The following is a 23463-nucleotide window of genomic DNA, read 5'->3' as shown; positions in this document are numbered from 1 at the left end:
CCTTTGATGGCACCCTCGGAAGAACTGGTCTTTGCGCCCCTCGGCGGCGTGGGCGAGATCGGAATGAATCTCGGCCTCTACGGCTTCGGTCCGAAGAAGGCGCGGGAATGGCTCATCGTCGATCTCGGCATGAGTTTCGCGGGGGACGAGGCGCCCGGCGTCGACCTCGTGCTGCCCGACATCCGCTTCCTGGAGACCGAGCGCAAGAAGATCGCCGGCCTCGTGCTGACCCATGGTCATGAGGACCATATCGGCGCGGTGCTGGACCTCTGGCCGCGCCTGAAGTGCCCCATCTACACCACCCGCTTCACCGCCGGCCTGCTGGAAGCCAAGCGTGCCGGGGAGCCCGGTGCCCCCTCCGAGCTGCCTATCGAGGTGGTGCGCGCGCGCCAGCCGGTGCAGATCGGGCCGTTCTCGGTGGAATTCGTGCCGGTGTCGCACTCCATCCCGGACAGCCACGCCCTCGCCATCCGCACGGCGGCCGGGCTTGTCGTGCACACGGGCGACTGGAAGCTCGACCCGACGCCCCTCGTCGGCGAGGCCACCGACATTGCGCGGCTGAAGGCGCTGGGCGACGAGGGCGTGCGCGCCATCATCTGCGATTCCACCAACGCCATCCGCGACGGCATCTCTCCATCCGAGGCGGATGTGGGGGCCTCGCTGAAGGCCATCGTCGCCAAGGCGAAGCACCGCATCGCCTTCACCACCTTCTCGTCCAACGTGGCCCGCATCCGCGGCATCGCCGAGGCGGCATATGCCAATGGTCGCGAGGTGGTGCTGGTGGGCCGGGCGCTGGAGCGCGTCATCGGCGTCGCCCGCGAGCAGGGGCTGCTGGACGGCATTCCCGCCTTCCGCGGCGCGGACGCCTATGGATACCTGCCGCGCGAGCGGGTGGTGGCCATCCTCACCGGCAGCCAGGGCGAGCCGCGCGCCGCGCTGCGCCGCATCGCCGATGACGATCATCCCGAGATCGCCCTGTCGCCGGGCGATCAGGTGGTGTTCTCCTCGCGCACCATTCCCGGCAACGAGAAGGTGGTGAACCACATCGTCAACGCGCTTATCAAGCGCGGGGTGGAGGTCATCACCGATCGCACGGCCCTTGTCCACGTCTCCGGCCATCCCCGGCGCGGCGAGCTGGAGGAGATGTACCGCATGATCCGCCCGCAGGTGGCGATCCCGGTGCATGGCGAGGCGCTGCACCTGCACGAGCACGCTCTGCTCGCCCGCCGCCTTGGCGTACCGGAGGTGCTGAACTGCTATGACGGCAACGTCATTCGCCTCGCGCCCGGCCCGGCCGAGCGGGTGGACGACGTGCCCTTCGGCCGCCTCTACAAGGATGGCCGCCTGCTGCTGGCCGAGGGCGCGCGCGCCATCCCCGAGCGGCGCAAGCTGAGCTTCGTGGGCGCCATCTCCATCGCCGTCGCGGTGAACAAGCAGGGCGGCCTTGCGGGCGATCCCTCCGTCGAGATCACCGGCGTGCCGGAGCGCGGGGAGGGCGGCGTGGACATGCTCGACCACGTGCTCGACACGGTGGTCGCCACCCTCGACAACCTGCCCAAGGCCCGCCGACGCGATCCCGAGGCGCTGGCCGAGAGCCTGGAGCGGGCCGTGCGTTCGGCGGTGAACGCGGTGTGGGGCAAGAAGCCGGTCTGCCACGTTCACGTGCTGGAGGTGTGAGCGATGCGGAGGCTCCGCCTCTGCATCAAGCCGGCGCGGCGCCCGAGCGAGGCAGGGTGAGCCCCTCTCCTGCGGAGGTCGTGTTTCTCGGCCCGCCCTGTTGCGCTATGGATCGGTGAGGAACCGGAGGGAAACATGATCGGACGGCTCAATCACGTGGCCATCGCGGTGCGCGACATCGCGGCCGCCTCGGCGCTCTATCGCGACACGCTCGGCGCGGATGTCTCCGCTGCCGTGCCGCAGGTTGAGCATGGGGTGACCACGGTGTTCGTGACCCTGCCCAACACCAAGATCGAATTCCTGGAGCCGCTCGGCGCAGATTCGCCCATCGCAAAGTTCCTGGAGCGCAATCCGGACGGCGGCATCCACCATCTGTGCTACGAGGTGGACGACATCATCGTCGCTCGCGACCAGCTCAAGGCCAAGGGCGCGCGCGTCCTCGGTTCGGGCGAGCCGAAGATCGGCGCCCACGGCAAGCCCGTGCTGTTCCTTCACCCGAAGGACTTCAACGGCACACTGGTGGAGCTGGAACAGGCCTGAGGCCAAAGGCCCGCGCCTCTGGCCCGGCTGGCGCGGCGCCTGAGCGAGCCCTCTCGGTGCCGGTCGAAGACCGGGGCCGATGGCATGAACCCGCATCCGCGGCGCCAGAAGGCCGGCGCCGCCAATCAAGGAAGACGCCGTGTCGGTCGGTGCCGTCGTCGCCATCTATTTCATCGTGTGGTGGACCAGCCTGTTCGCCGTGCTGCCATGGGGCGTGCGCTCCCAGGCGGAGAGCGCGGACATCACCCCCGGCACCGATCCCGGCGCGCCGGTGCGGCCGCTGATGCTCTACAAGGTGATCGCCACCAGCCTCATCGCGCTCGTGGTCACCGCCGGCATCGTCTACATCATGACCAGCGGCATCATCTCGCTGGAAGACATCCCGCTGCCCTTCAAGACCGTGGAATAGGCCCACCCTCCGGCATCAGTGCAGGGAGGTGCTGCCGATCGGGCCCGCGCCGCGCGGCGTGCCCGGTGCCGGCCCCGGCGCCAGGGGCCCGCTGAGCGCAAGGCGCAGCAGGCGCTCGCCCGTCACCGCCCGGCTGAACAGATGGCCCTGGCCGAAATCGCAGCCTCGGGCCTTCAGGAAGTCGTGCTGGCGCGGATCCTCGATGCCCTCAGCCACCACCGAGAAGCCGAGCGCGCGGGCGATGGAAATGATCGCCGTGGCGATCTCCGCATCGGCGGCGCGCGGCAGGTCGCGCACGAAGCTGCGGTCGATCTTCAGCTTCGAGATGGGGAAGCGCTTGAGATAGGCGAGCGAGGAATAGCCCGTGCCGAAATCGTCGAGGGCGATGCGCACGCCGGTGTCCTTCAGCTGGCGCAGCTTGCGCTCCGCCGCAGCGCGGGCGTCGAACAGCAGGCTCTCGGTGATCTCCACCTCCAGCTTGTGCGCCGGCAGGCCGGTGCGACGCAGGACGTCGTCCACGAACTCGCACAGCGCGCCGCGCTGGAACTGGCGCGGTGACAGGTTCACCGCGATGAAGTCGAGGTCGGCCCCCTTGTCGAGCCACTCGGCCATCTGCCGGCAGGCGGCCTCCATCACCCAGTTGCCCAGAGGCTCGATGAGCCCGGTCTCCTCGGCCAGCGGGATGAAGCGGTTGGGGGTGACGAGGCCGTGGGTGGGGCTCTGCCAGCGCACCAGCGCCTCGGTGCCGGTGATGCGGCCGGTGGCGAGGTTCACAACCGGCTGGAAGTTCAGGATGAACTCGTCGCGCGCGAGGGCGCGCCGCAGGTCCGCTTCCATCTCCATGCGCACGCGGGCGCCGCGGGTGAGCGCCTGGGTGTAGAAGGCATAGCCGCCGCGGCCGTGGGATTTCGCTTCCGCAAGAGCGGAATCCGCGTGCTGGAGCAGGCTCGCCGGCGTGTCCGCGTCCTCCGGGAACAGGCTGATGCCGACGCTGGCGCCGAGATAGATTTCCCCGCCGCCCGGCATGGAGAAGGGGCGGCCCATCTGCTGGATGACATGGTTGGCGAGGGTGGCGGCATCCTCGGGTCCCGCAATGCCCTCGAGGATGATGACGAACTCGTCGCCGCCATGGCGCCCGAGCGTGGCGCCGGCCTCCAGCTCGTCCTGGATGCGCTGGGCGGCCATCTGCAGTACGGCGTCGCCGGCCATGTGGCCGAGGCTGTCATTGACGGTCTTGAAGCGGTCGAGGTCCACGAACAGCACCGCGCAGCGCGAGCCCGGCCGGCTCACCGCGAGGTCGAGCAGGGAGGCGAGGAGCGTGCGGTTCGGCAAATCGGTGAGCGGGTCGTAATGGGCGATGCGGTCCAGCTCGAACTCGGAATGCTTGGCCTGGGTGATGTCCTGGAAGGCGCCAACGAAATTCTGCGCCGCGCCGCAATCGTCATAGACCGTGCTGATGTTGAGCTGCTGGAGGAAGATTTCCCCGTTCTTGCGGCGGTTCCAGATCTCGCCCTGCCAGATGCCGGCGGTGGTCAGCTCGCTCCACAGGCTGCGGTAGAACTCGCGGTCGTGGCGGCCGGAATGGAGGAGGCGCATGTTCTGGCCGAGAATTTCCTCCTCTGCGTAGCCGGTGATGCGCGAGAAGGCCGGATTGACGGCGGACACCTCGGACTTGAGGTTCGTCACCACCAGCCCGTCGTGGGAATTGGCGAACACCGCTGCGGCGAGCCGCAGGTGGCGCTCGGTCTGCTTGGAGCTGGTGATGTCGGCTAGGAGGCCGACCGCGCGGCTGATGGTGCCAGCGGCGTCGCGGGCGGCGAGGCCGTTCCAGCGGAAATCGTGATAGCTGCCGTCCGGCCGGCGCAGGCGGATGTCCAGCTCCAGCGTCGGCACCCCGCCGCTCAGGAACGCCTTCCAGGCCGGTGCCACCTTGCGGCGGTCTTCGGGGTGGAGCAGTTCGTGCCACGGCCGCCGGATGTCCACGGCCTCGTCGGCGCCGACGCCGAGCATCTCCCGCGCGCGCTGGGAGAGATAGAGGCTGCCGGTGCGGACGTTCAGATCCCACACGCCCTGGTCCGAGCCCTTCACCGCGAGGCCGAAACGCTCCTCGCTCTCACGCAAGGCGGCTTCGGCGGCCCGTCGGGCGGAAATGTCCTGTGCCACCAGCAGCAGATGGTCCGCCGCGCCATCCGCGTTGCGCACCAGCGAGAAGGTGAAGGCGAGCCAGACGGCCGACCCGTCTGGGTGAACGAGGCTTTCCTCGGTCTCGATTTCCGCCATCCGGCCGTCGAGGAGCGGGCGGATCACGTCGGCGCCGGCGGCGGCGTGGTCCGGGCTCCTCAGCTGCCAGAGGCGTTCGCCGGTCAGCGCGCTGGCCGGCCGGCCGAGCATGCGGCAGGCCTTGTCGTTGGCGCGCAGGATGGTGCCGTCGAGGTCGAGATGGAGGATGCCGGTGGCGGCTTGATCGAAGGCGGCGCGGAAGCGCGCTTCCGCCTCGCTCACCGCACGGGCGGCGGAAAGCTCACGCGCCGCATCGCGCATGCGCGACTTCTGCAGCAGGCCTCGCCCCACCGCCACCGCCAGCAGCAGCAGCGCGCAGGCGAGCGCCGCCGAGAAGAAGGCGGAGGTGCGGGCGCCGCCCAGAATCTCGTCGCGGTCCACCTTCAGCACGAGGGAGGACTGGTCGCCGGGGATGGGTGTCCGCACCGCCAGCACGGCGCGGCCGGAGGGATCGCTGCCCGCGCCGCTCTGGCCCGGGCGGTCGCTGGCGGCGGCGAAGGGGTAGGGGTCGGCCACGAAGGTGCGCGGCAGCGGCGCGGCCTGGTCGCGCGAGACGGCGGAGGTGACGCGCACGCCGCCGCGCGGGTCCGGCCCCACCAGCAGCGCCTCGGCGCTGCGGGCGGTGCGGAACACGGCCGAGAGCATGGGATGGGCTTCCGGCCGCACCGCCGACTGCAGGAACAGCACGCAGCAGGGGTCATGCTCGGCGTCGCGCACCGGCACGTTGACCAGGAAGGCGAAGCCCCCGGCCCGTGTGGAATCGCGTGGCGGCGGGGCTTCCGCCATCTGGCCGGTGGCCGCCACCTGCCGCACCATCTCCGCCATATCAGGCCGGCCGGGCTCCGCGCCGGAGGCCATGATGAAGGCGCCGTTGTTGGCCCACAGCTCGGCCCCGGTGAAGCCGAAGGCGCGCGCGCTCTCGCCGAGCAGCAGGCGCAGGCGCTCGCGTCGCTCGGAGGAGGGTTCGCCGTGCCAGCCGGCCACGTCGTCGGCGAGGAATCGGCTCGATCCCAGCGCCAGCGCGCCCGTCTCCAGGCGCTGGCGCTCCTGGGCGAGGTTGCGCACCTGCACCTCCGCCAGGGTGCCGAGCAGCTTGCGTGTTTCGGAGAGCGCCGACTGCACGCTCGCCTGATAGACGAGCACCGTCACCACGAGGAGGATGGCGCCGAGGCCCAGCAGCAGGAGCACGGCGCGCATGGCGCCCCTGGAGTTCGGCACGGCGGGGGCCGCGCCGGTCTTGCGCGGTGCCGGTGTGGTCTCGGTCGGCGTCCCCGCGGCCGCACGGCGCCGGGCGACGACGAGCGTAGCCATGAATGCGGCGGTGCCGATTACGGCGGCGGCGATGAGGGCAATGAGCGTGGTCTTGAGCGTCGGCGCGCCGCCGAGACCGCCAGCCGCGAGGGAGGGCTGGGCTTCGGCCGCACGGCTCCATAGCGCAGCTACCGCCGTGAGCGCGGTCGCCGCGCGGACCCGCCCTCTGGCCGGTTGCGCCCTCATCATGCCTCGTCTAGCCGCCTCTTTGCCGCCGCGATCCGGCGGACAAGCCGCCGCCGTAGTGAGACCTATATCTTGGCCGTTCGCGGGAAAAAGCGAAATCACGCAATTTCCCTATGACTTGGCTGTAAAATACCAACCACAGGCCCGGTACGCCACCCTGCGGACGTTCCGCCTTCCGCCGATACCTTGTCGTGAGACTTGGTCCTGAGACTTGCTCCTGCCGCGATCATCCACCATTTGTAGGAGGCTGGCCCGCCGACCTTGAACCGGCCGGGTCTGGAGGTCTGCCATGAGTGTCGCTGAAACACCCCCCGCTCGCCCCGCCCGGCGCAGCCTGCCGCCGGTCATCCGGATCACCGATATCGCCGCCGAGCGCCTGCGCGAAATCCTGGCCGAGTCCGAGCCAGGCACCGCGGTGCGTGTGGGCATCGAGAACGGCGGATGCGCCGGCATGTCCTACAAGCTCGACTTCACCACCGATGTGGCGCCGCTCGACGCGGTGGTCGAGGACAAGGGCGTGAAGGTGGTGGTCGATTCAAAGGCGGTGCTGTTCCTTATCGGCACCGAGATGGATTTCAAGACGGACAAGGTCTCGTCCCAGTTTGTCTTCAACAACCCCAACCAGACGTCCTCCTGCGGCTGCGGCGAATCCGTCGCCATCACCCCGGTGGCCGTCGACGCGTCCTGAGTGGCGCGCCGGCGCGGGACGGGGAGGGCGGTTCAGCCGCCGTTCAGACTGGCCCCGGCAAGAGAGGCATGTCGCGTGGATGACGGCTTCGGCCGACGCCCGCGCGCGCCGTCTCAACTGCCCACAGGTGCCATCTTGACCCCTCGTCCCATCGCCGCCCTCCTGTCGAGCCCCGCATTCGGCATCGTCGCCCGTGCCCTGCTCACGTTCATCTTCTGGGGGGCGGGCCTGGACAAGCTGTTCAACTTCGGCGGGGCGCTGGCGCTGTTCGAGTTCTTCGGCGTGAAGCCGGCGCTGTTCTTCGTGCCGCTCGCCATCTTCGTGCTGCTCGGCGGCTCGGCCATGGTCATCGCCAACCGGATGGCCTGGCTCGGCTTCGGCATGCTGGCGGTATTCACGGCGCTGACCATCCCCATCGCCCACCCCTTCTGGACCATGCAGGGCGAGCAGCGCCTGTTCGAGTTCCACGTGGTGGTGGAGCACATCAGCCTCATCGGCGGCCTGATGATCGGCGCCATCCTGTGCTTGCGCCTCGAGCGCGAAGCGCGGCCCCGCATCTGACGGCGCGAAGCGCGGCCGCGCGCCTGACGGCACGGCCCATCGGCCCGCGCCTCGTCGCGGTGGAAGCCGGCGCGGCAGGAGGTACACTCCCGCCGCGAAACATGCTCTAAGACACGTCCACTGGGCCATGCGCCCGGACCCGCGGACGTGGCGAAACCGGTAGACGCACGAGACTTAAAATCCAGTGATTGATAGCTGACGTTTGGCAGCAAGCCCGAAAAGGCTTGCGCCAACTCCGCTTGTCGTCTATCACCCCCGAAATCGGGGACACTTCCAAAAACGCAGAAGATGTTGGTGACGGGCCGACAGTGACGTCACCAGTGACAGAACGGAGAACAAGACGTGAACATCGAGACCCTCGACTTGGGCCGGGAGCTGGCCCTTGAGGAGATGATGCGGGACGTGGGTGCGCACCGTTTCATGGAAGGAGTGCGCAAGGCGGAGGCTCGGGGTGCGCTGGCTGAGACGGCAGGTGGGCTTGAGATCACCCGCCACCTACTGGCCCCCATGACCGCCGCCGTTGAGAAGCTGCTCGCGCCCAAGCGGGGGAGGGGGCGGCCTGCCTTTGCGACAGGCCTGTTGGCTCCCCTGCCGGCCGACCTCATCGCTTTCCTCTCCCTACACGCTGCCCTGAACACCTCCGCCGGCGGCTGCTCCTTCCTCCAGGTGTGCCGGGATATCGCCTCGGCGCTGGAGGACGAGCTGCGCATGGCGGTCTTCGACGAGCGGGCGCCGGCTCTCTTCCGCACGGTGGAGCGCAGCGTCCGGCGCAAGTCCTGGGACCCGGTACATGCCGAGCTGATCTATGCAGCAGCCGCCCGTGCGGCTGAGATCGAGCTGCCCAGGTGGTCGACCGTGGACAAGGTGCATGTGGGGACCAAGCTCATCGAGCTACTCATCGAGCACACCGGCCTCCTCGTGGTCGAGGATGTGCCAGTGCGGAAGAACAAGACGATCAAGCAGGTGCGGCTTTCGGACATCGGGCGCCGCTGGGTGGACGATCACAACAGCAAGGCCTCCCTCCTGCGGCCGGCGCTCACGCCCACCGTGGTCCCTCCGATCCCGTGGCTGGGAACATCCGGCGGGGGCTACCTGACCCACGCCGTGCGCCCCTTCGCACTCGTGAAGCGGACGTACAAGGCGCACGTCGAGGCCCTCAAAGCAGCGGCAATGGAGCCCGTCTTCGTCGGCATCAACGCCCTCCAGGCCACCCGCTGGGCGATCAACCGGCGCATCCTGGGCGTCATGGAGGAGGCGATGGAGCGGGGCATCTTGCTGCCCGGCATCGTCGGGCCGGACCCGAACCCACTCCCGCCCACGCCGTTCGACATCGACACCAACGATGCGGCCAAGCGTGAGTGGAAGGAGCGGGCGAAGCTAGTCTACAAGCAGAATGCGGAGGACGAGGGCCGCCGGCTGGAGATGGCTCAGCTCATCTCCGTGGGGCGCGAGTACCGCAACGAGCCCGCCATCTTCTTTCCGCACCAGCTCGACTTCCGGGGGCGGGTCTACGCCATCCCCAACACCCTCCAGCCGCAAGGCTCCGACCGAGCCAAGGCGCTCCTGCACTTCGCGGAGGGGAAGCCGTTGGGCAAGGCGGGCCTTCGCTGGCTCGCTATCCACGGGGCCAATGTGTTCGGCTTCGACAAAGCGAGCTTCGATGACCGGGAGGCATGGGCCTACGAGCACCGCCAAAGGGCGGGAGACTGCGCAGCGGACCCGCTAACGCACCGCTGGTGGACCGAGGCCGACAGCCCCTGGAGCTTCCTCGCGTGGTGCTTCGAGTGGACGGAGGCGTGGGGGACAGGGTTCGGCGAGCCATCACCCACCCGCTACGTCTCCCGACTTCCCATCGCCCTCGATGGCTCCTGCAACGGCCTCCAGCATTTCTCCGCCATGCTCCGGGACCCGGTGGGTGGCGCAGCGGTGAACCTCCTGCCGGCTGAGAAGCCGCAGGACATCTACCAGCGGGTCGCCAACAGAACGACGGAGCGGCTCAGCGCCGTAGCCGACAGCGATGACGAGAAGGCATGGGTGGCTCGCGGGTGGGTGGACTTCGGGATCAACCGGAAGATCACCAAGCGGCCGGTGATGGTGCTGCCCTACGGTGGAACCATGACCTCTTGCCTTGAGTACACCCGAGCCGCAGTCCGAGAGCAGATCAAGGACGGCAAGGAGAACCCCTTCGGCGACGAGCTAGTCCGGGCCGAGGCCTACCTTGCCTCCATCATCTGGGCATCCATCGGCGATGTTGTCGTGGCCGCCCGGCAGGTGATGACGTGGCTCCAGCGCGTCGCGCGGGTGGCTACGCGGCACGGCAACCCCATCCAGTGGACCACCCCCAGCGGGTTCGTGGCCCATCAGGAGTACCGCAACATCAACGAGAGGAGGATCAAGAGCCGGTTGCGCGGGTCGATCATCAAGGTCGGCGTGTTCGGGGAGGCAGACAGCCTAGATGCCTCGAAGCAGGCGTTGGCAATCAGCCCGAACTTCGTCCACTCGCTGGACGCATCCGCCATGATGCTCACCATTCAGCGGTGCGTGGCGGAGGGGATCACCTCGTTCGCCATGATCCACGACAGCTATGGAACCCACGCCGCAGACACCGACCGCCTTGCGCACCATCTGCGGGCGGCCTTCGTCTCCATGTACACGGAGCACAATGTTCTGGAGGAGTTCCGAGCGGCCGTGGCCGCCGCGCTTCCCCCGGAGATCGCCTCCGAGCTGCCTTTGCCTCCCGCGATGGGGTGCCTCGATCTGCATCAGGTGGAGGAGTCCGCCTATTTTTTTGCCTGATAGCTGACAAATCGGGATCATCCCGAATTTGGACCCACCAAAGCTAAATTGGAACATCTCGCCCATGCCTCAGCACACCATGACCATCCGCCTCGGTGCCGCCCATTGGGACGCCACGGTCTGCAACGGTGCCCACTTCGACTTCCGCAAGATGACCGTCGCCGAGCGCAAGGAGTGGTACGGCCGCTTCATGGCCGCCTGCCGCCGCATCTACGGAGGGCCTGCCTCCGCCCTCGGCGCCCGGCAGTGAGTTAGGCGCTCAATATGATGACCAAGCGCCGCGTCCTGATTGCGCTCCTGCCGCTGGCCCTCGCTGCCTGCGGCCCGAGCCGCCCGTGCCCGCCCAAGAAGTCCGTGGGATTGCTGGCCCCTGTGCAGGCCGCCGTTGTGTCCGTGGGCCGAGTGTCGGTCCCGGTAATGACTGCCCGCCCTTCGGTCCCGCCCGTGCCCCGTGCGGTCACGCCGCCTCCGGCTCCCCGCCCGAGCTACACGCCGTCGCGGCCGCCGCCGCCCGGCCACAAGGTGCTGCCCGCCCCGGCCGTCACTGCCCCGGCTCCCTCGCCCTCCGCCTCGACAGGCTCGTGGCTCCCCCTCTGGCTCCTGGCGTTCGGTTCCGGGCGCTCTGAGTGCAGGTGATCCAAAAGTTCCTCGCCTTCCTGGGCGAGCTGATCCTCGACACCCACAACGACGACAGGAAAAACGCATGATCGACATCAAGGCTGTGGAGCAGAAGGCCCGCGAGAAGATCGCGAAGGAGCAGTCCGACGCGGCGGTCTCCAAGCTGGAGGCGAAGCTCCGCCAGATCGCACAGGCCGAGCGGGTGCTTGCCAACCTCCGCCTGGAGTACGACGCAATCGTCCGGGACCTCGGCTCGAATGCGTGACGGCCCCGGCCGCATCCTCTCGCGTCCGGTTCGGCTGAACTGGGCCGGGTGGGAGACGGACACCTTCCGCCTCCAGCAGGCGGGGTGGTCGCTCTCCGCTGAGCAAGACCTCTACCGCAACACGCTGCGGATTGCCTTCCGGCACGATGGTCTTGAGACGACCGCGCTCACCGAGGTCGCCCACTGGGACTTCGAGCGCTCCTACTACGATCCGTCGTCGCTCGCTGGCATCACCCTCCCGGTCAAGATTATGAGCCGGCAGGTCAACATCCACATGCACGGCGAGATCGACTGGTCCGGCTTCAAGCCCGTCGACGCCCAGCCGAGCTGGACCTCGCGCCGCGTCGAGCGCCTCGAAGACCTCGTCCACTTCGCTCCGTCCCTCGCTCGGACGAAGCAGATCATCCTCCCGGAAGAGAGCGTGTCCGACCTCCTCGACCGCATCACCAAGATGCAGGAGCCGGGGCGGGAGGAGCACTTCAAGCGCCTCGCCCGAGAGGCCAACGAGCCCGGCCGCGCGGTGAGCTTTCAGCCCATCTCGAAGGTCCACGCCCAGATCATCTCCCTCGCAGCCTGACAAGGAGAAGCCATGAAGCTCCCGTCCATCCGCCGCCGCTCCACCGACAGCATCGTGGGGCCGCTCTCGAAGATCGTGAAGAAGCTCGACGCCCACGCCGCCCGCCAGAACGCCGAGGCCGACCGCAAGGTGGCTGAAGCGGCGAAGCTCCAGCGCCAGTCGAAGGAGCACACGACCGAAGCCGCCCGCGCCTTGGCCGCCAGCGGCAAGATCGCAGGTCTGCTCGGCTGACAATGAACCTCGACGCCATGGTCAACGCGCCTTCCGAGGCGGTGGCTCAAGCAGCCATGCAGCTCGTTGACCGTCTCCAGGACCACCCGCCGGCCACCCAATCCGTGGCCGCTGCGGTGCTCTTCCTCCAGGTCTGCAAGACCCACGGCCTGGACCCCACCCACGCCTACACCGTGGCCGCGAACATGACGGCCGACACCATCCACGGCGAGCGACCCGAGTTCCGGGCGCTGCGCCTCTATGCGGAGCACGAGCTGAAATGAGCGTGGACACCACGAATTTCGAGGCGCGGTTTCGGGAGAACCCCGCCGCGTTTCTCGCGGGCGCCGAGTTCGCCATGAATGGCCTGCGAGCGTTCATCAGCGGTCTCAATGACGCCTACGAGGCATCCCTCCGCATGTCGCCGGAGATGCTGACCGCGTCCATGAAACTGCTCGACCATCGCGCCGTCATCGTCGACAAGATCGGGGAGGGCCGGGCGTGAACGACCTCTCCCTGTTCAACTTCAACGGCCATGATGTGCGTGTGGTGCTGGTCGACGGCGCCCCTTGGTGGGTCGCGGGAGACATCCCGGAAGCTCTGGGCTGGACACGCGAAAACCTGCGGTATCACCAGCGCAGTACCTTGGCCCCCGACGAACGGGGGGTAGCCCGCCTACCCACCCTCCGGGGTCCTCAGAACCACGCAACCGTCTCCGAGAGCGGGCTCTACAAGCTCATCATGCGCTCCGATAAGCCTGAGGCCCGCGCCTTCCAGGACTGGGTGACGCGCGTTGTGCTCCCGGCCATCCGCAAGGATGGGGCCTACATCATGGGCGAGGAGAAGGTCGCGACGGGCGAAGTCACCGCCGAGGAGTTGGCCGCGCGGGTGGTCGACGCCCTCGGCGCCAAGGGGATCATGGGCGACGTCATCAAGCGGCTGGAGGCCATCGGCCGCCGGCTCGCTCTAGAGGACCAGAAGCCCCAGTTCTTCGCCCGCGAGCTGAAGGCCGCCGGCTACGCCCCGCAGTGGATGTCAAACGGGGAGGTGGGCAAGGCGCTCACCGACTTCTGCGTCAACAGCCGTGGTCAGTTCCGCTTCGTGCCGGCTGACGGAGGCAACCTTTATTCCGTGGCCTCTGCGCAGGCCCTTTGGAGCACCCGCCACTGATGCCCGCAAATCCCACCCTCCGCCGCGCCCAGCTCATGGTCGCCGCCGGCGAGCCCATCCCGTTCGACCTCGCCGTCGACCTGATGAGCCTCGGCTACTGCCCCACCACCATCGAAATCCGCCCGGACAACTGAGAGAGACCCTTTGGCCGACAAGAAGAAGCGCAACAAGATCAAGGTTGGTTCGTTCGTCACCCCCATCGGCGTGGCGAGCTACCCGCACCTCGTCACCCCCGACACGAAGTGGAAGCCTGAAGGCGAGTATCGCTGCCCGCTGATCTATGACGAGGCGACCGCCGACACCATCCGCGCCAAGCTCCAGCCCCTGCTCGACAAGGGCTTCGAGGAGCTGAAGAAGGAGCACTTCGGCGACACCCCCAATGCCGTCAAGGCCAAGCGCATGGGCAAGGAAGACCTGCCCATCAAGGCCCTGGAGGACGAGGAGGGGAACGAGACGGGCCAGTACCGCATCTCCCCGAAGAAGACCGCGTCCGGCGAGAAGAAGGACGGCACACCGTGGAAGGCGAAGGTCAACGTCTTCGACAGCAAGGGCAAGAAGCTCCTGCCCCCGCCGGCTGTGTGGGGCGGCTCGAAGCTGCGGGCCGACTGTGACGTCTATGCCTACTACGCTGCCAAGGACAACGTCGTGGGCCTCACGCTGGAGATCGTCGGCGTCCAGATCATCGAGCTGGTGAGCGGCGGCGGCGAGCGCGAGAGTGCGTTCGGCGAGGTCGAGGGCGGCTACGAGGCGGCCGACCGCGAGGACACCTTCGGCGGCAGTGACGACACCGACGCGGCGGATGGCGAAGACGACACGTCCGCTGACTTCTGAGCAGCGGGCGCAGGTCGAGGGCTATCGCTCCGGCCTCGAAGAGAAGATCGCCGACCAGCTCCGCAAGGCGGGTCAGCCGGTCACGTATGAAGAGCACGTCCTCAAGTTCACCCAGCCTTCCAAGCCTCGCACCTACCGGCCGGACTTCATCCTTCCGAACGGCATCGTGATCGAGAGCAAGGGGCGCTTCGTCACCACCGACCGACAGAAGCACCTCTTCATCAAGGCCGACTACCCCGACCTCGACATCCGCTTCGTCTTCTCCAACCCGAACGCCAAGATCGGGAAGGCCAGCAAGACCTCCTACGCCATGTGGTGCGAGAAGAACGGCTTCCTCTACGCCCACCGCTGGATACCGCAAGAGTGGATCAACGAGGCGGCCAACCCCGCCTGCGTCGCGGCCGCTCGCCGCGCCCTCGGCTGGTCCCCCACCAAATGACCCCGGACGGGGAGGGCGATTGCTCTCCCCGTTTCCCTGTCAGCTCTCAAGCACCCTCAACAAAGGAACGACAGACCATGGCTTTCACCCCCGTCATGTCCCGCCCGCAGCTCGACTGGCTGCTGGCGCACTTCAAGAAGCACGCCTCGATCAGCGCCCAGGAGGCCTCCTCGATGTTCCGCATCCGCTCGCTCTCCCGGCGGATCAACGACCTGGAGGAGCTGGGCCACCGCTTCGCCCGTGAGAAGAAGTACGACACCACCGGCCAGATGTACGTCCGGTATCACTACCTCGGCGCCAAGGACCAGAAGGCGGCCGCGTGATGCAGGTCATCGATGCCTCCGGGTGCCGGGTCGGCACCTTCTTCGTCATCACGAATGACGCCTCGGGCAAGGACTTCGCCTATGGGCCTTACTTCCAGCCCGAGGTCGCGCAGCGCGAAGCCAAGGCGAAGCTCGGTCAGGGCTTCAAGAACACCTTCGTCGCCGAGGTGACGAACCACTTCCGCACCGCCGTCCACACGGTGGAGGTCGTCAACGGACAGTGAGCTTGTCGGCAAGGGGCCGTGCGATGCGTGCGGCTCCTCCGACGCCTGTGCAACCTACTCGGACGGGCACTCCTACTGCTTCTCCTGCGGCGCCCATACGCCGGGGGAGAACGGGGTGGCGCCCACCGAGCGCGAGACCAAGCCCAAGATGAAGGGCCTCCTCCCTGTTGGGGAAGCCCAGGACCTCCCGAAGCGCCACCTCGTGGAGGAGACCTGCCGCCGCGCCGGCTACACCGTCTCCGAAATGGGCGGCGAGCTGGTCCAGGTCGCGAACTACCGGGACGAGACGGGCGCCATCGTTGCCCAGAAGGTCCGGGGCAGGGGCAAGGAGTTCAAGTTCCTCGGCGACACCAAGTCCGCCGGCCTCTATCTCCAGCACCTCTGGCGCGACGGCGGCAAGCGCGTGATCGTCACCGAGGGGGAGATCGACGCCCTCACCGTGTTCCAGGAGTTGGCCTACCGCTGGCCTGTCGTGTCCCTTCCAAACGGTGCACAGGGAGCGAAGAAGTCCCTCTCCAACAACCTGGAGTGGCTCCTCAAGTTCGAGCACATCGACCTGTGCTTCGATCAGGATGACCCGGGCCGGGCCGCGACGGAGGAATGCCTCGGCCTCTTCCCGCCGGGCCGGGCGCGGATCATCAAGCTCCCCCTCAAGGACCCGAACGCCATGCTCCAGGAGGGGCGGCGCAAGGAGCTGATCGACGCGCTGTGGTCGCCCGCCGAGTTCCGGCCGGACGGCATCGTCACGCTCGACGACCTCGCCGAGCAGGCTCTCGCCGATCCCGAGGCCGGCCTGCCATGGTGCTTCCCGTCCCTCAACGACGGCAAGACCTTCGGCCGCCGCTACGGCGAGGCCGTGGCCCTCGGCGCGGGGACGGGCATCGGCAAGTCCGACTTCATGTCCCAGCAGATCGCTTTCGACATCGTCGATCTGGGCCTGAAGGTGGGCGTGTTCGCCTTCGAGCAGCAGCCGGTGGAGACCGTCAAGCGCGTCGCCGGCAAACACGCCGGGCGGACGTTTCATGTTCCCGACGGGAGCTGGACCAAGCCGGAGCTGAAGACCGCCATCGGCGACCTCCAGCGGTTTGGCGGCCTGTTCCTCTATGACCACTTCGGCGCCTGCGACTGGGACGTGGTGTCCACCCGCATCCGCTATCTGCGGCACAGCCACGGCGTCCGGGTCTTCTACATCGACCACCTGACCGCGTTGGCCGGGCACGGCGACGAAGAGCGCGGGTCGCTTGAGAAGATCATGGCCGAACTAGGCGGCCTCGTGAAGGAACTGGACATCTGGGTCCTGTTCGTCAGCCACCTCTCCACCCCGGAGGGCAAGCCCCACGAGGAAGGCGGCCGCGTCACCATCAAGCAGTTCAAGGGTTCCCGCGCCATCGGCTACTGGTCCCACTTCATGTTCGGCATGGAGCGGAACACCCAGGCCGACGACGAGGAGGAGCGCAAGGTCACGACCTTCCGCGTCCTCAAGGACCGCTACACCGGCCGCGCCAACGGCTTCACCCTTCCCCTGCACTACGCGCAAGACACCGGCCGCCTCTTCGAGGGCGCGGAACGGGGCTTCGACGCCAGCACGGATGACTTCTAGTTGAGCACCGACCACCAGACCTATATCGGCCCGGCCAACTTCACGGCCAAGACGGTCACGGGCGCCGACGGCAAGCCCGCCGTTGAGCTCCACGTCCCCGGCTTCTTCACCTGGACCATCTGCCCGCGCCGGGCATTCAAGCTTTCTCAGGATGTCGGCCGCGCCGTCGCCGACGCGCTGTCGGCCGGGGCCAAGGGCTGACCTTGGGCCACTCCGATTGAAGACGCTCGTCTTCGACATCGAAACTGACGGCCTCCTCGACGAACTCACAAAGGTCCACTGCCTCGTCATCGCCGACCCGGCGACGGGGCAGATGGTCTCCTGCTCTGACCATGCCGGCTACGAGCCGGTCCAGCTCGGCCTCAGGCTCCTCGCCGAAGCGGACCTGATCCTCGGCCACAACGTCATCGGCTTCGATATCCCCGCACTCCAGAAGGTCTACCCTGACTGGAAGCCGCGCGGGATCGTCCGGGACACGTTGATCCTTGGCCACCTCCTGTATCCGAAGGAGGTCATCGAGGCCATCGACTTCCCGCTGGCGGATAAGGGCCGGCTCCCGAAGCAGCTCATCGGCCGCCAGTCCCTGGAAGCCTGGGGCCATCGGCTCGGGGAATACAAGGGCGACTACAAGGGCGGCTGGGAAAGCTGGTCCTCGATCATGCAGGACTACTGCGAGCAGGACGTGGCCGTCACCTGCAAGCTGTGGAAGCGCCAGCAGGACGAACTGGCCACCGGCTGGGGCGAGGAGTGCGTCAAGCTCGAACACGACCTCGCATGGATCATCCAGCGTCAGGAGCGCCGGGGCTTTGCCTTCGACGTGCCGGCCGCCCAGCGCCTCTACGCCACCCTTTCGGCCCGCCGGCAGGAACTGGCGGACGAGTTGATGAAGGTCTTCCCGCCCAAGGAAGTCCGCACCCCGTTCACCCCCAAGGCCAACAACAAGGCCAGGGGCTACGTGAAGGGCGTCCTCACCCACAAGGTGAAGGTGGTTCCGTTCAACCCCGGAAGCCGCAAGCAGGTCGCCGAGCGCATGATGCAGCTCGGGTGGAAGCCGAACGAGTTCACCAAGGACGGCACCCCCAAGCTCGACGACGAAATCCTCGGCACGCTTCCCTATCCCCAGGCCAAGGTCCTCGCCGAATACTTCCTCGTGGCCAAGCGCCTCGGGCAGCTCGGCGACGGGCGCGAGGCCTGGATCAGGAAGGAGAAGCGGGGGCGCGTCTTCGGGCGGGTGATCCAGAACGGGGCCGTGACCGGGCGCATGACGCACCGGGTCATCGCCAACGTGCCCCGCGTCGGTACGCCCTACGGCAAGGAGATGCGGGCGCTGTTCATGGCCAGCACGGGCTTCGTGCTTGTCGGCTGTGACGCGGACGCGCTGGAGCTGCGCTGTCTTGCCGGCTTCATGGCCCGCTACGACGGCGGCGCCTACATCAAGACCGTGCTCGAAGGGAAGAAGGAAGAGGGCACGGACATGCACACGCTCAACGCTGCGGCGCTGGGCTGTGACCGTGAGACGGCCAAGACCTGGTTCTACGCCTTCATTTACGGGGCAGGGGACTTCAAGCTGGGCCTGACGCTACTCGGCCTTCTCGGCCGGCAGAAGCTCATCAGCGCCGGCAAGCACGGCCGGGCCAAGTTCCTGGCCAAGATCCCCGCCATGGGACGCCTCGTCGCGGCTGTCGCCAAGGCGGTGAAGGGGCGGGGCTATCTCATCGGGCTCGACGGCCGCAAGCTGCGGGTCCGAGGCGAGCACTCTGCCCTCAACACGCTCCTCCAGTCCGCCGGCGCCGTCCTCATGAAGAAGGCGCAGGTCATCCTCGACGCCGACCTCCAGGCCGCCGGCCTCGTGCCGGGCGAGGACTACGAGTTTGTCATCACCTACCACGACGAGTGGCAGCTTGAAGCAAGGCCCCACCTTGCCGAGACGGTGGGCACCCTTGCCGCCGACGCGATCCGCAAGGCCGGTCAGTTCTTCGCCTTCCGCTGCCCCCTGAAAGGCAACTTCGACATTGGGCCGAACTGGGCCGCAACCCACTGAGGGGTGGGTCTACATCCTCCACAACCCCGCATGGCCCGGCCACGTCAAGGTCGGCTCGGCCAAGGACCTGAAGGACAGGGTGAAGGTCTACCAGACCTCCAGCCCCTTCCGGGACTTCGCCATCACGGCCGCCATCCTCGTGCCCGACCGCCGCGCCTTCGAGCGGCAGTTCCACGAGGCCATGCGGGGGCACCGGGTGGGGACCACCGAGTGGTTCCAGGTCCACCCGCAAGACGCCAAGAACATTCTCAAACACATCGCGAAGGAGCCCGCATGAGCATCGTAGACGTTCTGGATTGGATGGACCTCCTCCAGTCCAAGTATGGCATCGCCTGCCCCGTGACCTTCGAGGCCGGCGACGAGTGAGCAAGGGGACCCTCGTCCTCATCGACGCCGATATGTTCGTCCACCGCTCGGCTGTTGCCGTGGAGCGGGCGACGGACTGGGATGGTGAGGTCTGGACGCTGACGGCCGACCTCGACGACGCCAAGGACAAGTTCCGCAGCCTCGTCGCCGACGCCGAGGACATCGTTGAAGACCCCTCCGCCGAGCTGGTGATGGTCTTCTCGCCCTCCGGCCCCGTGTTCCGGCACTCCTTCTGGCCCACCTACAAGGAGGGGCGGGGGCGCAAGCCGCTGGTCCACAGGGCTCTCAAGGAGTGGGTGTCCCAGAACTACGCCGACGCCATGTGGCCGGGGCTGGAAGCCGACGACGTGCTCGGCATCCTCGCCACGCACCCGAAGAACGCCAAGCGGCGCGTCGTGATCGTCTCGGGCGACAAGGACCTCGCGCAAATCCCGACCACGATCTACGACTTCAACCGCCAGACGTGGACCGAGGTGAGCGAGGAAGAGGCCGACATGGCCCACCTGCTCCAGACCCTGACCGGCGACCCCGTCGACAAGTACCCCGGCTGTCCCGGCATCGGCGCGAAGCGAGCCCCCGCCATCGCGGCTGCGGGCTGGCCGGCCATTGTCGCCGCCTTCGAGAAGGCCGGACTGACCGAGGATGAGGCGCTCATTCAGGCCCGCCTCGCCCGCATCCTGCGGTTCACCGACTACGACCACGCGAACAAGGAGCCCATTCTCTGGCAGCCCCACTGATCGGCCTGTACTCCCCGCGTTCCCGCTCGGGGAAGAGTGAAGTCGCCGGCGCCCTTTTCCGCAGCGGCGCGGTCAACCGACAGTACGTGTCCCTGATGAGCTTCGCCGACCCTCTTCGCGAGGCGGCGCTGCCGATCATCGCCCCCTTCCTGCGTGGCGAAGAGGCCGAGGCATGGGAAGTGCTGACCGGACCGGCGAAGGATGATCCCATCCCGGGCCTCGGCACCACTCCTCGCCGCATCCTCCAGACCCTGGGCACGGAATGGGGGCGAGAGACGGTCAGTCCCACCCTGTGGGTCGACATCGCCCGGCTCAAAGCGGAACGGGCACTCCTGCGGGGCGAGGCCGTAGTCTTCGACGACGTCCGCTTTGAGAACGAGTTCGACCTCATCCGCGAGTTGGGCGGCCATGTGGTCAAGATCGTCCGCCCCGACGCGCCGGAGACGGAGGAGCACGCTTCCAACGGGCGGCTCGACAGCCGACGGTTCGACTACACCCTCATCAACGACGGCTCCTTGGACATGCTCCGTGAGAAGGCCGGCGTAATCGGGATGTCTTTCCTGCGCTGGTATCGCCCCTGATGGCCCGCCTGAACAGGGGCGGGGAGGACGGCGGAAATAGGTTCCACCAAAGCCTATCTCACGCCTCTTCTCCTGGTTTGCAGGTGCCTGAGATCAGCCGAGAGCTTCTGGACTACCTCGACCAGACATTCCCCAACAAGCTCGACCCCTCCTGGACGGACTTTTCCCAGGTCCGCGAAGCCATCGGGTCGCGCAACGTCGTCGAGCACCTCCGACAACTCTACATCGACCAGCAGGAGAACTGACCATGTGCCTAGGCGGAGGCTCCAAGCCCGCCACGGTGGAACCCGTCGCGGCCCCGCCGGCTCCTCCGGGAGACAAGCCCACTTCGCCCGCCTTCAACGAGGCAACCACCACTGCGAAGAACGCCAACTCGGCGGCCGATGGCGCCCGCCGTGGGCGCAGTGCGCTGCGCATTGATCTGAACTCGCCGACCAGCGGGTCGGGCCTCACCATCCAGCAGTGATGTGATCGAGGCCGTCTCGCCGGCGGCGCAGCGTTACAGCGCACTGACAGCAGCGCGAGACCCGTTCCTGCGACGGGCTCGTGACTGCGCCGCCCTCACCGTACCCTACCTGATGCCGCCGGATGGCTTCGGCCCCGACTCGGTGCTCGAAACGCCGTACCAGTCCCTCGGGGCGCGAGGCATCAGGACCCTAAGCTCCAAGCTTCTCCTCTCCCTCTTCCCGCCGAACACCCCGTTCTTCCGCTACCAGATCGACGATCAGGCCTTGCAGAAGCTGACGAACCGGCCGGACATGCGGGGCGAAGTGGAGACCGCCCTCAGCGCCCGAGAGAAGGCCGTGCTCGCCGAGATGGAGAGCGCACTCTTCCGTCCCGTGGCGTTCGTGGCGCTCCAACACCTGATCGTCTCGGGCAACGTCCTCCTCTACATCCCGACCTCGGGCCGTGCCCGCGCCTTCCGGCTCGACCAGTACGTCGTCAAGCGCGACGCCTCCGGCAACCTGCTGGAGATCGTCGTCGAGGAGCAGGTCGCCCGCGCGGCGCTCCCCAAGGAGACCCGCGAAGCCATCACCAAGGACGCCCCAGGAGCCTCCGGCCCCGGCGCCGAGGAGAAGGACCTCAAGCTCTACACCCGCATCCACCTCGAAGGTGAGATGTGGGCGGTCTACCAGGAAATCTCCGGCATCCGGGTTCCTGGCAGCGACGGGAGCTACAAGCCCGAGGACATGCCGTGGCTCCCCCTGCGCCTCTCGGTGCAGCCGGGCGAGGACTACGGCCGGCCCTATGTGGAGGAATACCTCGGCGACCTCGACAGCCTGGAAGGGCTCTGCGAGGCCATCGTCGAAGGCTCTGCCGCAGCCGCTCGCGTGATCTTCGTGGTCTCGCCGAACGGCACCGTGCAGCTCCGCATGTTCGCGAAGGCCCGCACCGGCGACACCATTGCCGGCGACGTGAACGACGTGGGTGTCGTGCAGACCAACCGGCAGGTGGACCTCTCCATCGCTCGCCAGCAGGCCGCCGATATCGCCCAGTCCCTCGCCTTCGCCTTCATGCTCAACACCGCGATCCAGCGGTCGGGCGAGCGGGTGACTGCCGAGGAAATCCGCTACATGGCCTCCGAGCTGGATGACGCCCTCGGCGGCGTCTACACGCTCCTCGGCGCCGAGTTCCAGCTTCCCGTGGTCCGCCTGTTCGAGCGGCGCATGGAGAAGAACCGGAAGGTGGGCCAGCTCCCCGGCGACCTCGTTCAGCCGCAGATCGTCACCGGCCTCCAGGCCATCGGTCGGGGCTACGACCAGCAGAACCTGAAGCTGTTCGTCGCCGACATCCTCCAGGTGCTCGGCCCCGAGCTGGCCATGAAGTACCTGAAGCCCACCGAGTTCCTCAAGCGGTCTGCCGCCTCCTACGGCATCGACACCGGCGGCCTCATCGCCACCGAGGGCGAGACGGCCGGCGACCAGCAGCAGCAGCTCCTCCAGTCCCTCATCGAGAAGCTGGGTCCCGAGGGCATCCGCCAGCTCGGCGGCATGATCCAGACCCAGATGCAGCAATCCCAACCCCAGCAGGCCCAATGACCGACGAAACCGTCACCGATCCCGTGCCCGCCGACACCACCCAGAAGCGCCGCCCCCGCAAGGCCGAGCCCGGCCCCTCCGCGCCCATGGATGACGTGTCCCCCGATTACGCCCCGAACGTGGTTCCGGGCGCCCGCGTCGAGCTTCCCTCCGGTCTGGTGATCGAGAGCTTCTGATGGTCGAGCGCGTCACCGTCACTGCCGATCCCACGGGCTCCGAGGCCCCCAAGCCGGACGCCCAGGCTCCCGCCACCGGCACCCCGGCCGCGCCCGGCCAGCCGGAGGGCACGTCGCCCAACCTGGAGAAGGCGCTAGCCGACACCAAGGCGGAGCTGACCCGCGCCCAGCAGCGCCTCGCCGAGCTGGAGAAGGGCAAGGAGCCGGACCCTGCGGCCACCCCCGAAGGCAACAAGCCGGCGGAGACCCCGAAGCCTGATGCCCAGCAGGAGGCCGCCCAGCAGGTGGTCGCCAAGGCCGGCTTCGACATGACGCCCTTCAACGAGGAGTTCGCCACAACCGGCGACGTGGCCCCTGAGAACCGCGAGAAGATCGCGGAGGGGCTCAAGGCTGTCCTCGGCGAGGACGCTCGCAAGGTGATCGACGACTACATCGAGGGTCGCAAGGTCATCGCCAAGACCCAGGAAGCGGAGCTTTACGCGGCCGGCGGCGGCGCTGAGACCTACCCGGCCATGATCGCCTGGGCCAAGACCGCGCTCACCCCGCAGGAGGCCAAGCAGTTCGACGCCTCCGTCACGAGCGGCGACCACAACGCCGCCCTGTTCGCCATCAAGGGCCTCCACTCCCGCTTCGTCGCTGCGAACGGCAAGGAGCCCACCCTCATCAACGCTGGTGCTCCGTCCGCCCCCGTCGGTGGCTTCGCCTCCCAGGCCGAGCTGACTGCCGCCGTGGGCGACCCTCGCTATTCCAAGGACCCTGTCTACCGCAAGCAGGTCGAGGAGCGGCTGAAGAAGACGGACTACCGCTTCTCCACTTAA

The 23463-nt window shown here is 67.7% G+C and carries 30 protein-coding genes; 29 read left to right on the top strand and 1 reads right to left on the bottom strand.

All coding sequences use genetic code 11. The annotated features are described in order from the left end of the window. Positions 1-6: 6 nt before the first annotated feature. The 3 genes from D7006_RS14570 to D7006_RS14560 all read left to right on the top strand — a co-directional run bounded on the left by D7006_RS14570 (position 7) and on the right by D7006_RS14560 (position 2626). Positions 7-1677, top strand: coding sequence for a ribonuclease J (locus D7006_RS14570; protein WP_169124250.1), 1671 nt, complete (start codon positions 7-9; stop codon positions 1675-1677). A 135-nt stretch (positions 1678-1812) separates the two neighbouring features. Continuing rightward, complete coding sequence (gene mce, locus D7006_RS14565; protein ID WP_169124249.1) at positions 1813-2217, top strand: methylmalonyl-CoA epimerase; 405 nt, start codon at positions 1813-1815, stop codon at positions 2215-2217. A gap of 139 nt (positions 2218-2356) precedes the next feature. After that, positions 2357-2626 (top strand): DUF1467 family protein, encoded by a 270-nt coding sequence (locus tag D7006_RS14560; protein WP_237353566.1) that lies wholly within the window; start codon positions 2357-2359, stop codon positions 2624-2626. 15 nt (positions 2627-2641) lie between these two features. On the opposite strand, the gene D7006_RS14555 is transcribed toward D7006_RS14560, so the two are convergent. Next, positions 2642-6406 carry a bifunctional diguanylate cyclase/phosphodiesterase gene (locus tag D7006_RS14555; RefSeq protein ID WP_237353565.1) on the bottom strand — a complete coding sequence of 1255 codons (3765 nt, stop codon included), beginning with the start codon at positions 6404-6406 and terminating at the stop codon, positions 2642-2644. A 286-nt stretch (positions 6407-6692) separates the two neighbouring features. Between D7006_RS14555 and D7006_RS14550 the strand changes: the two genes are divergently transcribed. The 26 genes from D7006_RS14550 to D7006_RS14425 all read left to right on the top strand — a co-directional run bounded on the left by D7006_RS14550 (position 6693) and on the right by D7006_RS14425 (position 23463). Beyond that, positions 6693-7091, top strand: coding sequence for an iron-sulfur cluster assembly accessory protein (locus tag D7006_RS14550; protein WP_169124246.1), 399 nt, complete (start codon positions 6693-6695; stop codon positions 7089-7091). A gap of 135 nt (positions 7092-7226) precedes the next feature. Further along, a complete protein-coding gene (locus tag D7006_RS14545) occupies positions 7227-7652 on the top strand; it encodes a DoxX family protein (RefSeq protein WP_237353564.1) in 426 nt (141 codons plus the stop codon). A 342-nt stretch (positions 7653-7994) separates the two neighbouring features. Beyond that, positions 7995-10448: a DNA-directed RNA polymerase gene (locus tag D7006_RS14540; RefSeq protein WP_237353563.1), complete on the top strand. Its 2454-nt coding sequence runs from the start codon at positions 7995-7997 to the stop codon at positions 10446-10448. 64 nt (positions 10449-10512) lie between these two features. After that, entirely contained in the window at positions 10513-10698 is a 186-nt protein-coding gene (locus tag D7006_RS14535) for a hypothetical protein (RefSeq protein ID WP_237353562.1), read from the top strand. 453 nt (positions 10699-11151) lie between these two features. After that, a complete protein-coding gene (locus D7006_RS14525) occupies positions 11152-11331 on the top strand; it encodes a hypothetical protein (protein WP_237357011.1) in 180 nt (59 codons plus the stop codon). Beyond that, complete coding sequence (locus tag D7006_RS14520; protein WP_237353561.1) at positions 11324-11908, top strand: hypothetical protein; 585 nt, start codon at positions 11324-11326, stop codon at positions 11906-11908. Before D7006_RS14525 ends, D7006_RS14520 begins: the two co-directional genes overlap by 8 nt. 12 nt (positions 11909-11920) lie before the next feature. Continuing rightward, positions 11921-12139 carry a hypothetical protein gene (locus D7006_RS14515; protein WP_237353560.1) on the top strand — a complete coding sequence of 73 codons (219 nt, stop codon included), beginning with the start codon at positions 11921-11923 and terminating at the stop codon, positions 12137-12139. A gap of 56 nt (positions 12140-12195) precedes the next feature. Continuing rightward, positions 12196-12402 (top strand): hypothetical protein, encoded by a 207-nt coding sequence (locus tag D7006_RS14510; RefSeq protein WP_237353559.1) that lies wholly within the window; start codon positions 12196-12198, stop codon positions 12400-12402. Next, positions 12399-12623: a hypothetical protein gene (locus D7006_RS14505; RefSeq protein WP_237353558.1), complete on the top strand. Its 225-nt coding sequence runs from the start codon at positions 12399-12401 to the stop codon at positions 12621-12623. Before D7006_RS14510 ends, D7006_RS14505 begins: the two co-directional genes overlap by 4 nt. After that, entirely contained in the window at positions 12620-13288 is a 669-nt protein-coding gene (locus D7006_RS14500; RefSeq protein WP_237353557.1) for a BRO family protein, read from the top strand. The genes D7006_RS14505 and D7006_RS14500 overlap by 4 nt, the downstream gene beginning before the upstream one ends. Beyond that, positions 13288-13422 carry a hypothetical protein gene (locus tag D7006_RS25305; protein WP_256444896.1) on the top strand — a complete coding sequence of 45 codons (135 nt, stop codon included), beginning with the start codon at positions 13288-13290 and terminating at the stop codon, positions 13420-13422. Before D7006_RS14500 ends, D7006_RS25305 begins: the two co-directional genes overlap by 1 nt. A 10-nt stretch (positions 13423-13432) precedes the next feature. Continuing rightward, positions 13433-14119 carry a hypothetical protein gene (locus tag D7006_RS14495; RefSeq protein ID WP_237353556.1) on the top strand — a complete coding sequence of 229 codons (687 nt, stop codon included), beginning with the start codon at positions 13433-13435 and terminating at the stop codon, positions 14117-14119. Next, entirely contained in the window at positions 14088-14558 is a 471-nt protein-coding gene (locus D7006_RS14490; RefSeq protein WP_237353555.1) for a hypothetical protein, read from the top strand. Before D7006_RS14495 ends, D7006_RS14490 begins: the two co-directional genes overlap by 32 nt. Before the next feature lie 77 nt (positions 14559-14635). Continuing rightward, positions 14636-14881: a helix-turn-helix domain-containing protein gene (locus tag D7006_RS14485; RefSeq protein ID WP_237353554.1), complete on the top strand. Its 246-nt coding sequence runs from the start codon at positions 14636-14638 to the stop codon at positions 14879-14881. After that, positions 14881-15105, top strand: coding sequence for a hypothetical protein (locus D7006_RS14480; protein ID WP_237353553.1), 225 nt, complete (start codon positions 14881-14883; stop codon positions 15103-15105). Before D7006_RS14485 ends, D7006_RS14480 begins: the two co-directional genes overlap by 1 nt. Before the next feature lie 115 nt (positions 15106-15220). Continuing rightward, entirely contained in the window at positions 15221-16705 is a 1485-nt protein-coding gene (locus tag D7006_RS14475; protein ID WP_237353552.1) for a DnaB-like helicase C-terminal domain-containing protein, read from the top strand. Then, positions 16706-16906, top strand: a complete 201-nt coding sequence (locus D7006_RS14470) for a hypothetical protein (RefSeq protein WP_237353551.1) — start codon at positions 16706-16708, stop codon at positions 16904-16906. 16 nt (positions 16907-16922) lie between these two features. Beyond that, a complete protein-coding gene (locus tag D7006_RS14465) occupies positions 16923-18746 on the top strand; it encodes a DNA polymerase (RefSeq protein WP_237353550.1) in 1824 nt (607 codons plus the stop codon). Next, on the top strand, positions 18718-19023 hold the full coding sequence (locus D7006_RS14460; RefSeq protein ID WP_237353549.1) for a GIY-YIG nuclease family protein: 306 nt from the start codon (positions 18718-18720) through the stop codon (positions 19021-19023). Before D7006_RS14465 ends, D7006_RS14460 begins: the two co-directional genes overlap by 29 nt. A gap of 85 nt (positions 19024-19108) precedes the next feature. After that, positions 19109-19849 (top strand): hypothetical protein, encoded by a 741-nt coding sequence (locus D7006_RS14455; protein ID WP_237353548.1) that lies wholly within the window; start codon positions 19109-19111, stop codon positions 19847-19849. 95 nt (positions 19850-19944) lie between these two features. Next, on the top strand, positions 19945-20430 hold the full coding sequence (locus D7006_RS14450) for a hypothetical protein (protein WP_237353547.1): 486 nt from the start codon (positions 19945-19947) through the stop codon (positions 20428-20430). Between the two features lie 83 nt (positions 20431-20513). Continuing rightward, entirely contained in the window at positions 20514-20675 is a 162-nt protein-coding gene (locus D7006_RS14445) for a hypothetical protein (RefSeq protein ID WP_237353546.1), read from the top strand. Between the two features lie 2 nt (positions 20676-20677). Further along, positions 20678-20896, top strand: a complete 219-nt coding sequence (locus D7006_RS14440; RefSeq protein ID WP_237353545.1) for a hypothetical protein — start codon at positions 20678-20680, stop codon at positions 20894-20896. A 1-nt stretch (position 20897) separates the two neighbouring features. After that, on the top strand, positions 20898-22469 hold the full coding sequence (locus tag D7006_RS14435) for a portal protein (protein WP_237353544.1): 1572 nt from the start codon (positions 20898-20900) through the stop codon (positions 22467-22469). Then, positions 22466-22645 carry a hypothetical protein gene (locus D7006_RS14430; protein WP_237353543.1) on the top strand — a complete coding sequence of 60 codons (180 nt, stop codon included), beginning with the start codon at positions 22466-22468 and terminating at the stop codon, positions 22643-22645. The genes D7006_RS14435 and D7006_RS14430 overlap by 4 nt, the downstream gene beginning before the upstream one ends. Next, on the top strand, positions 22645-23463 hold the full coding sequence (locus D7006_RS14425; RefSeq protein ID WP_237353542.1) for a hypothetical protein: 819 nt from the start codon (positions 22645-22647) through the stop codon (positions 23461-23463). The genes D7006_RS14430 and D7006_RS14425 overlap by 1 nt, the downstream gene beginning before the upstream one ends.

Origin of the sequence: Xanthobacter sp. YC-JY1 (assembly GCF_021730305.1) — a bacterium.
Classification (GTDB): Bacteria; Pseudomonadota; Alphaproteobacteria; order Rhizobiales; family Xanthobacteraceae; genus Xanthobacter; species Xanthobacter flavus.
This window is presented reverse-complemented; position numbering and strand designations above follow the sequence as displayed.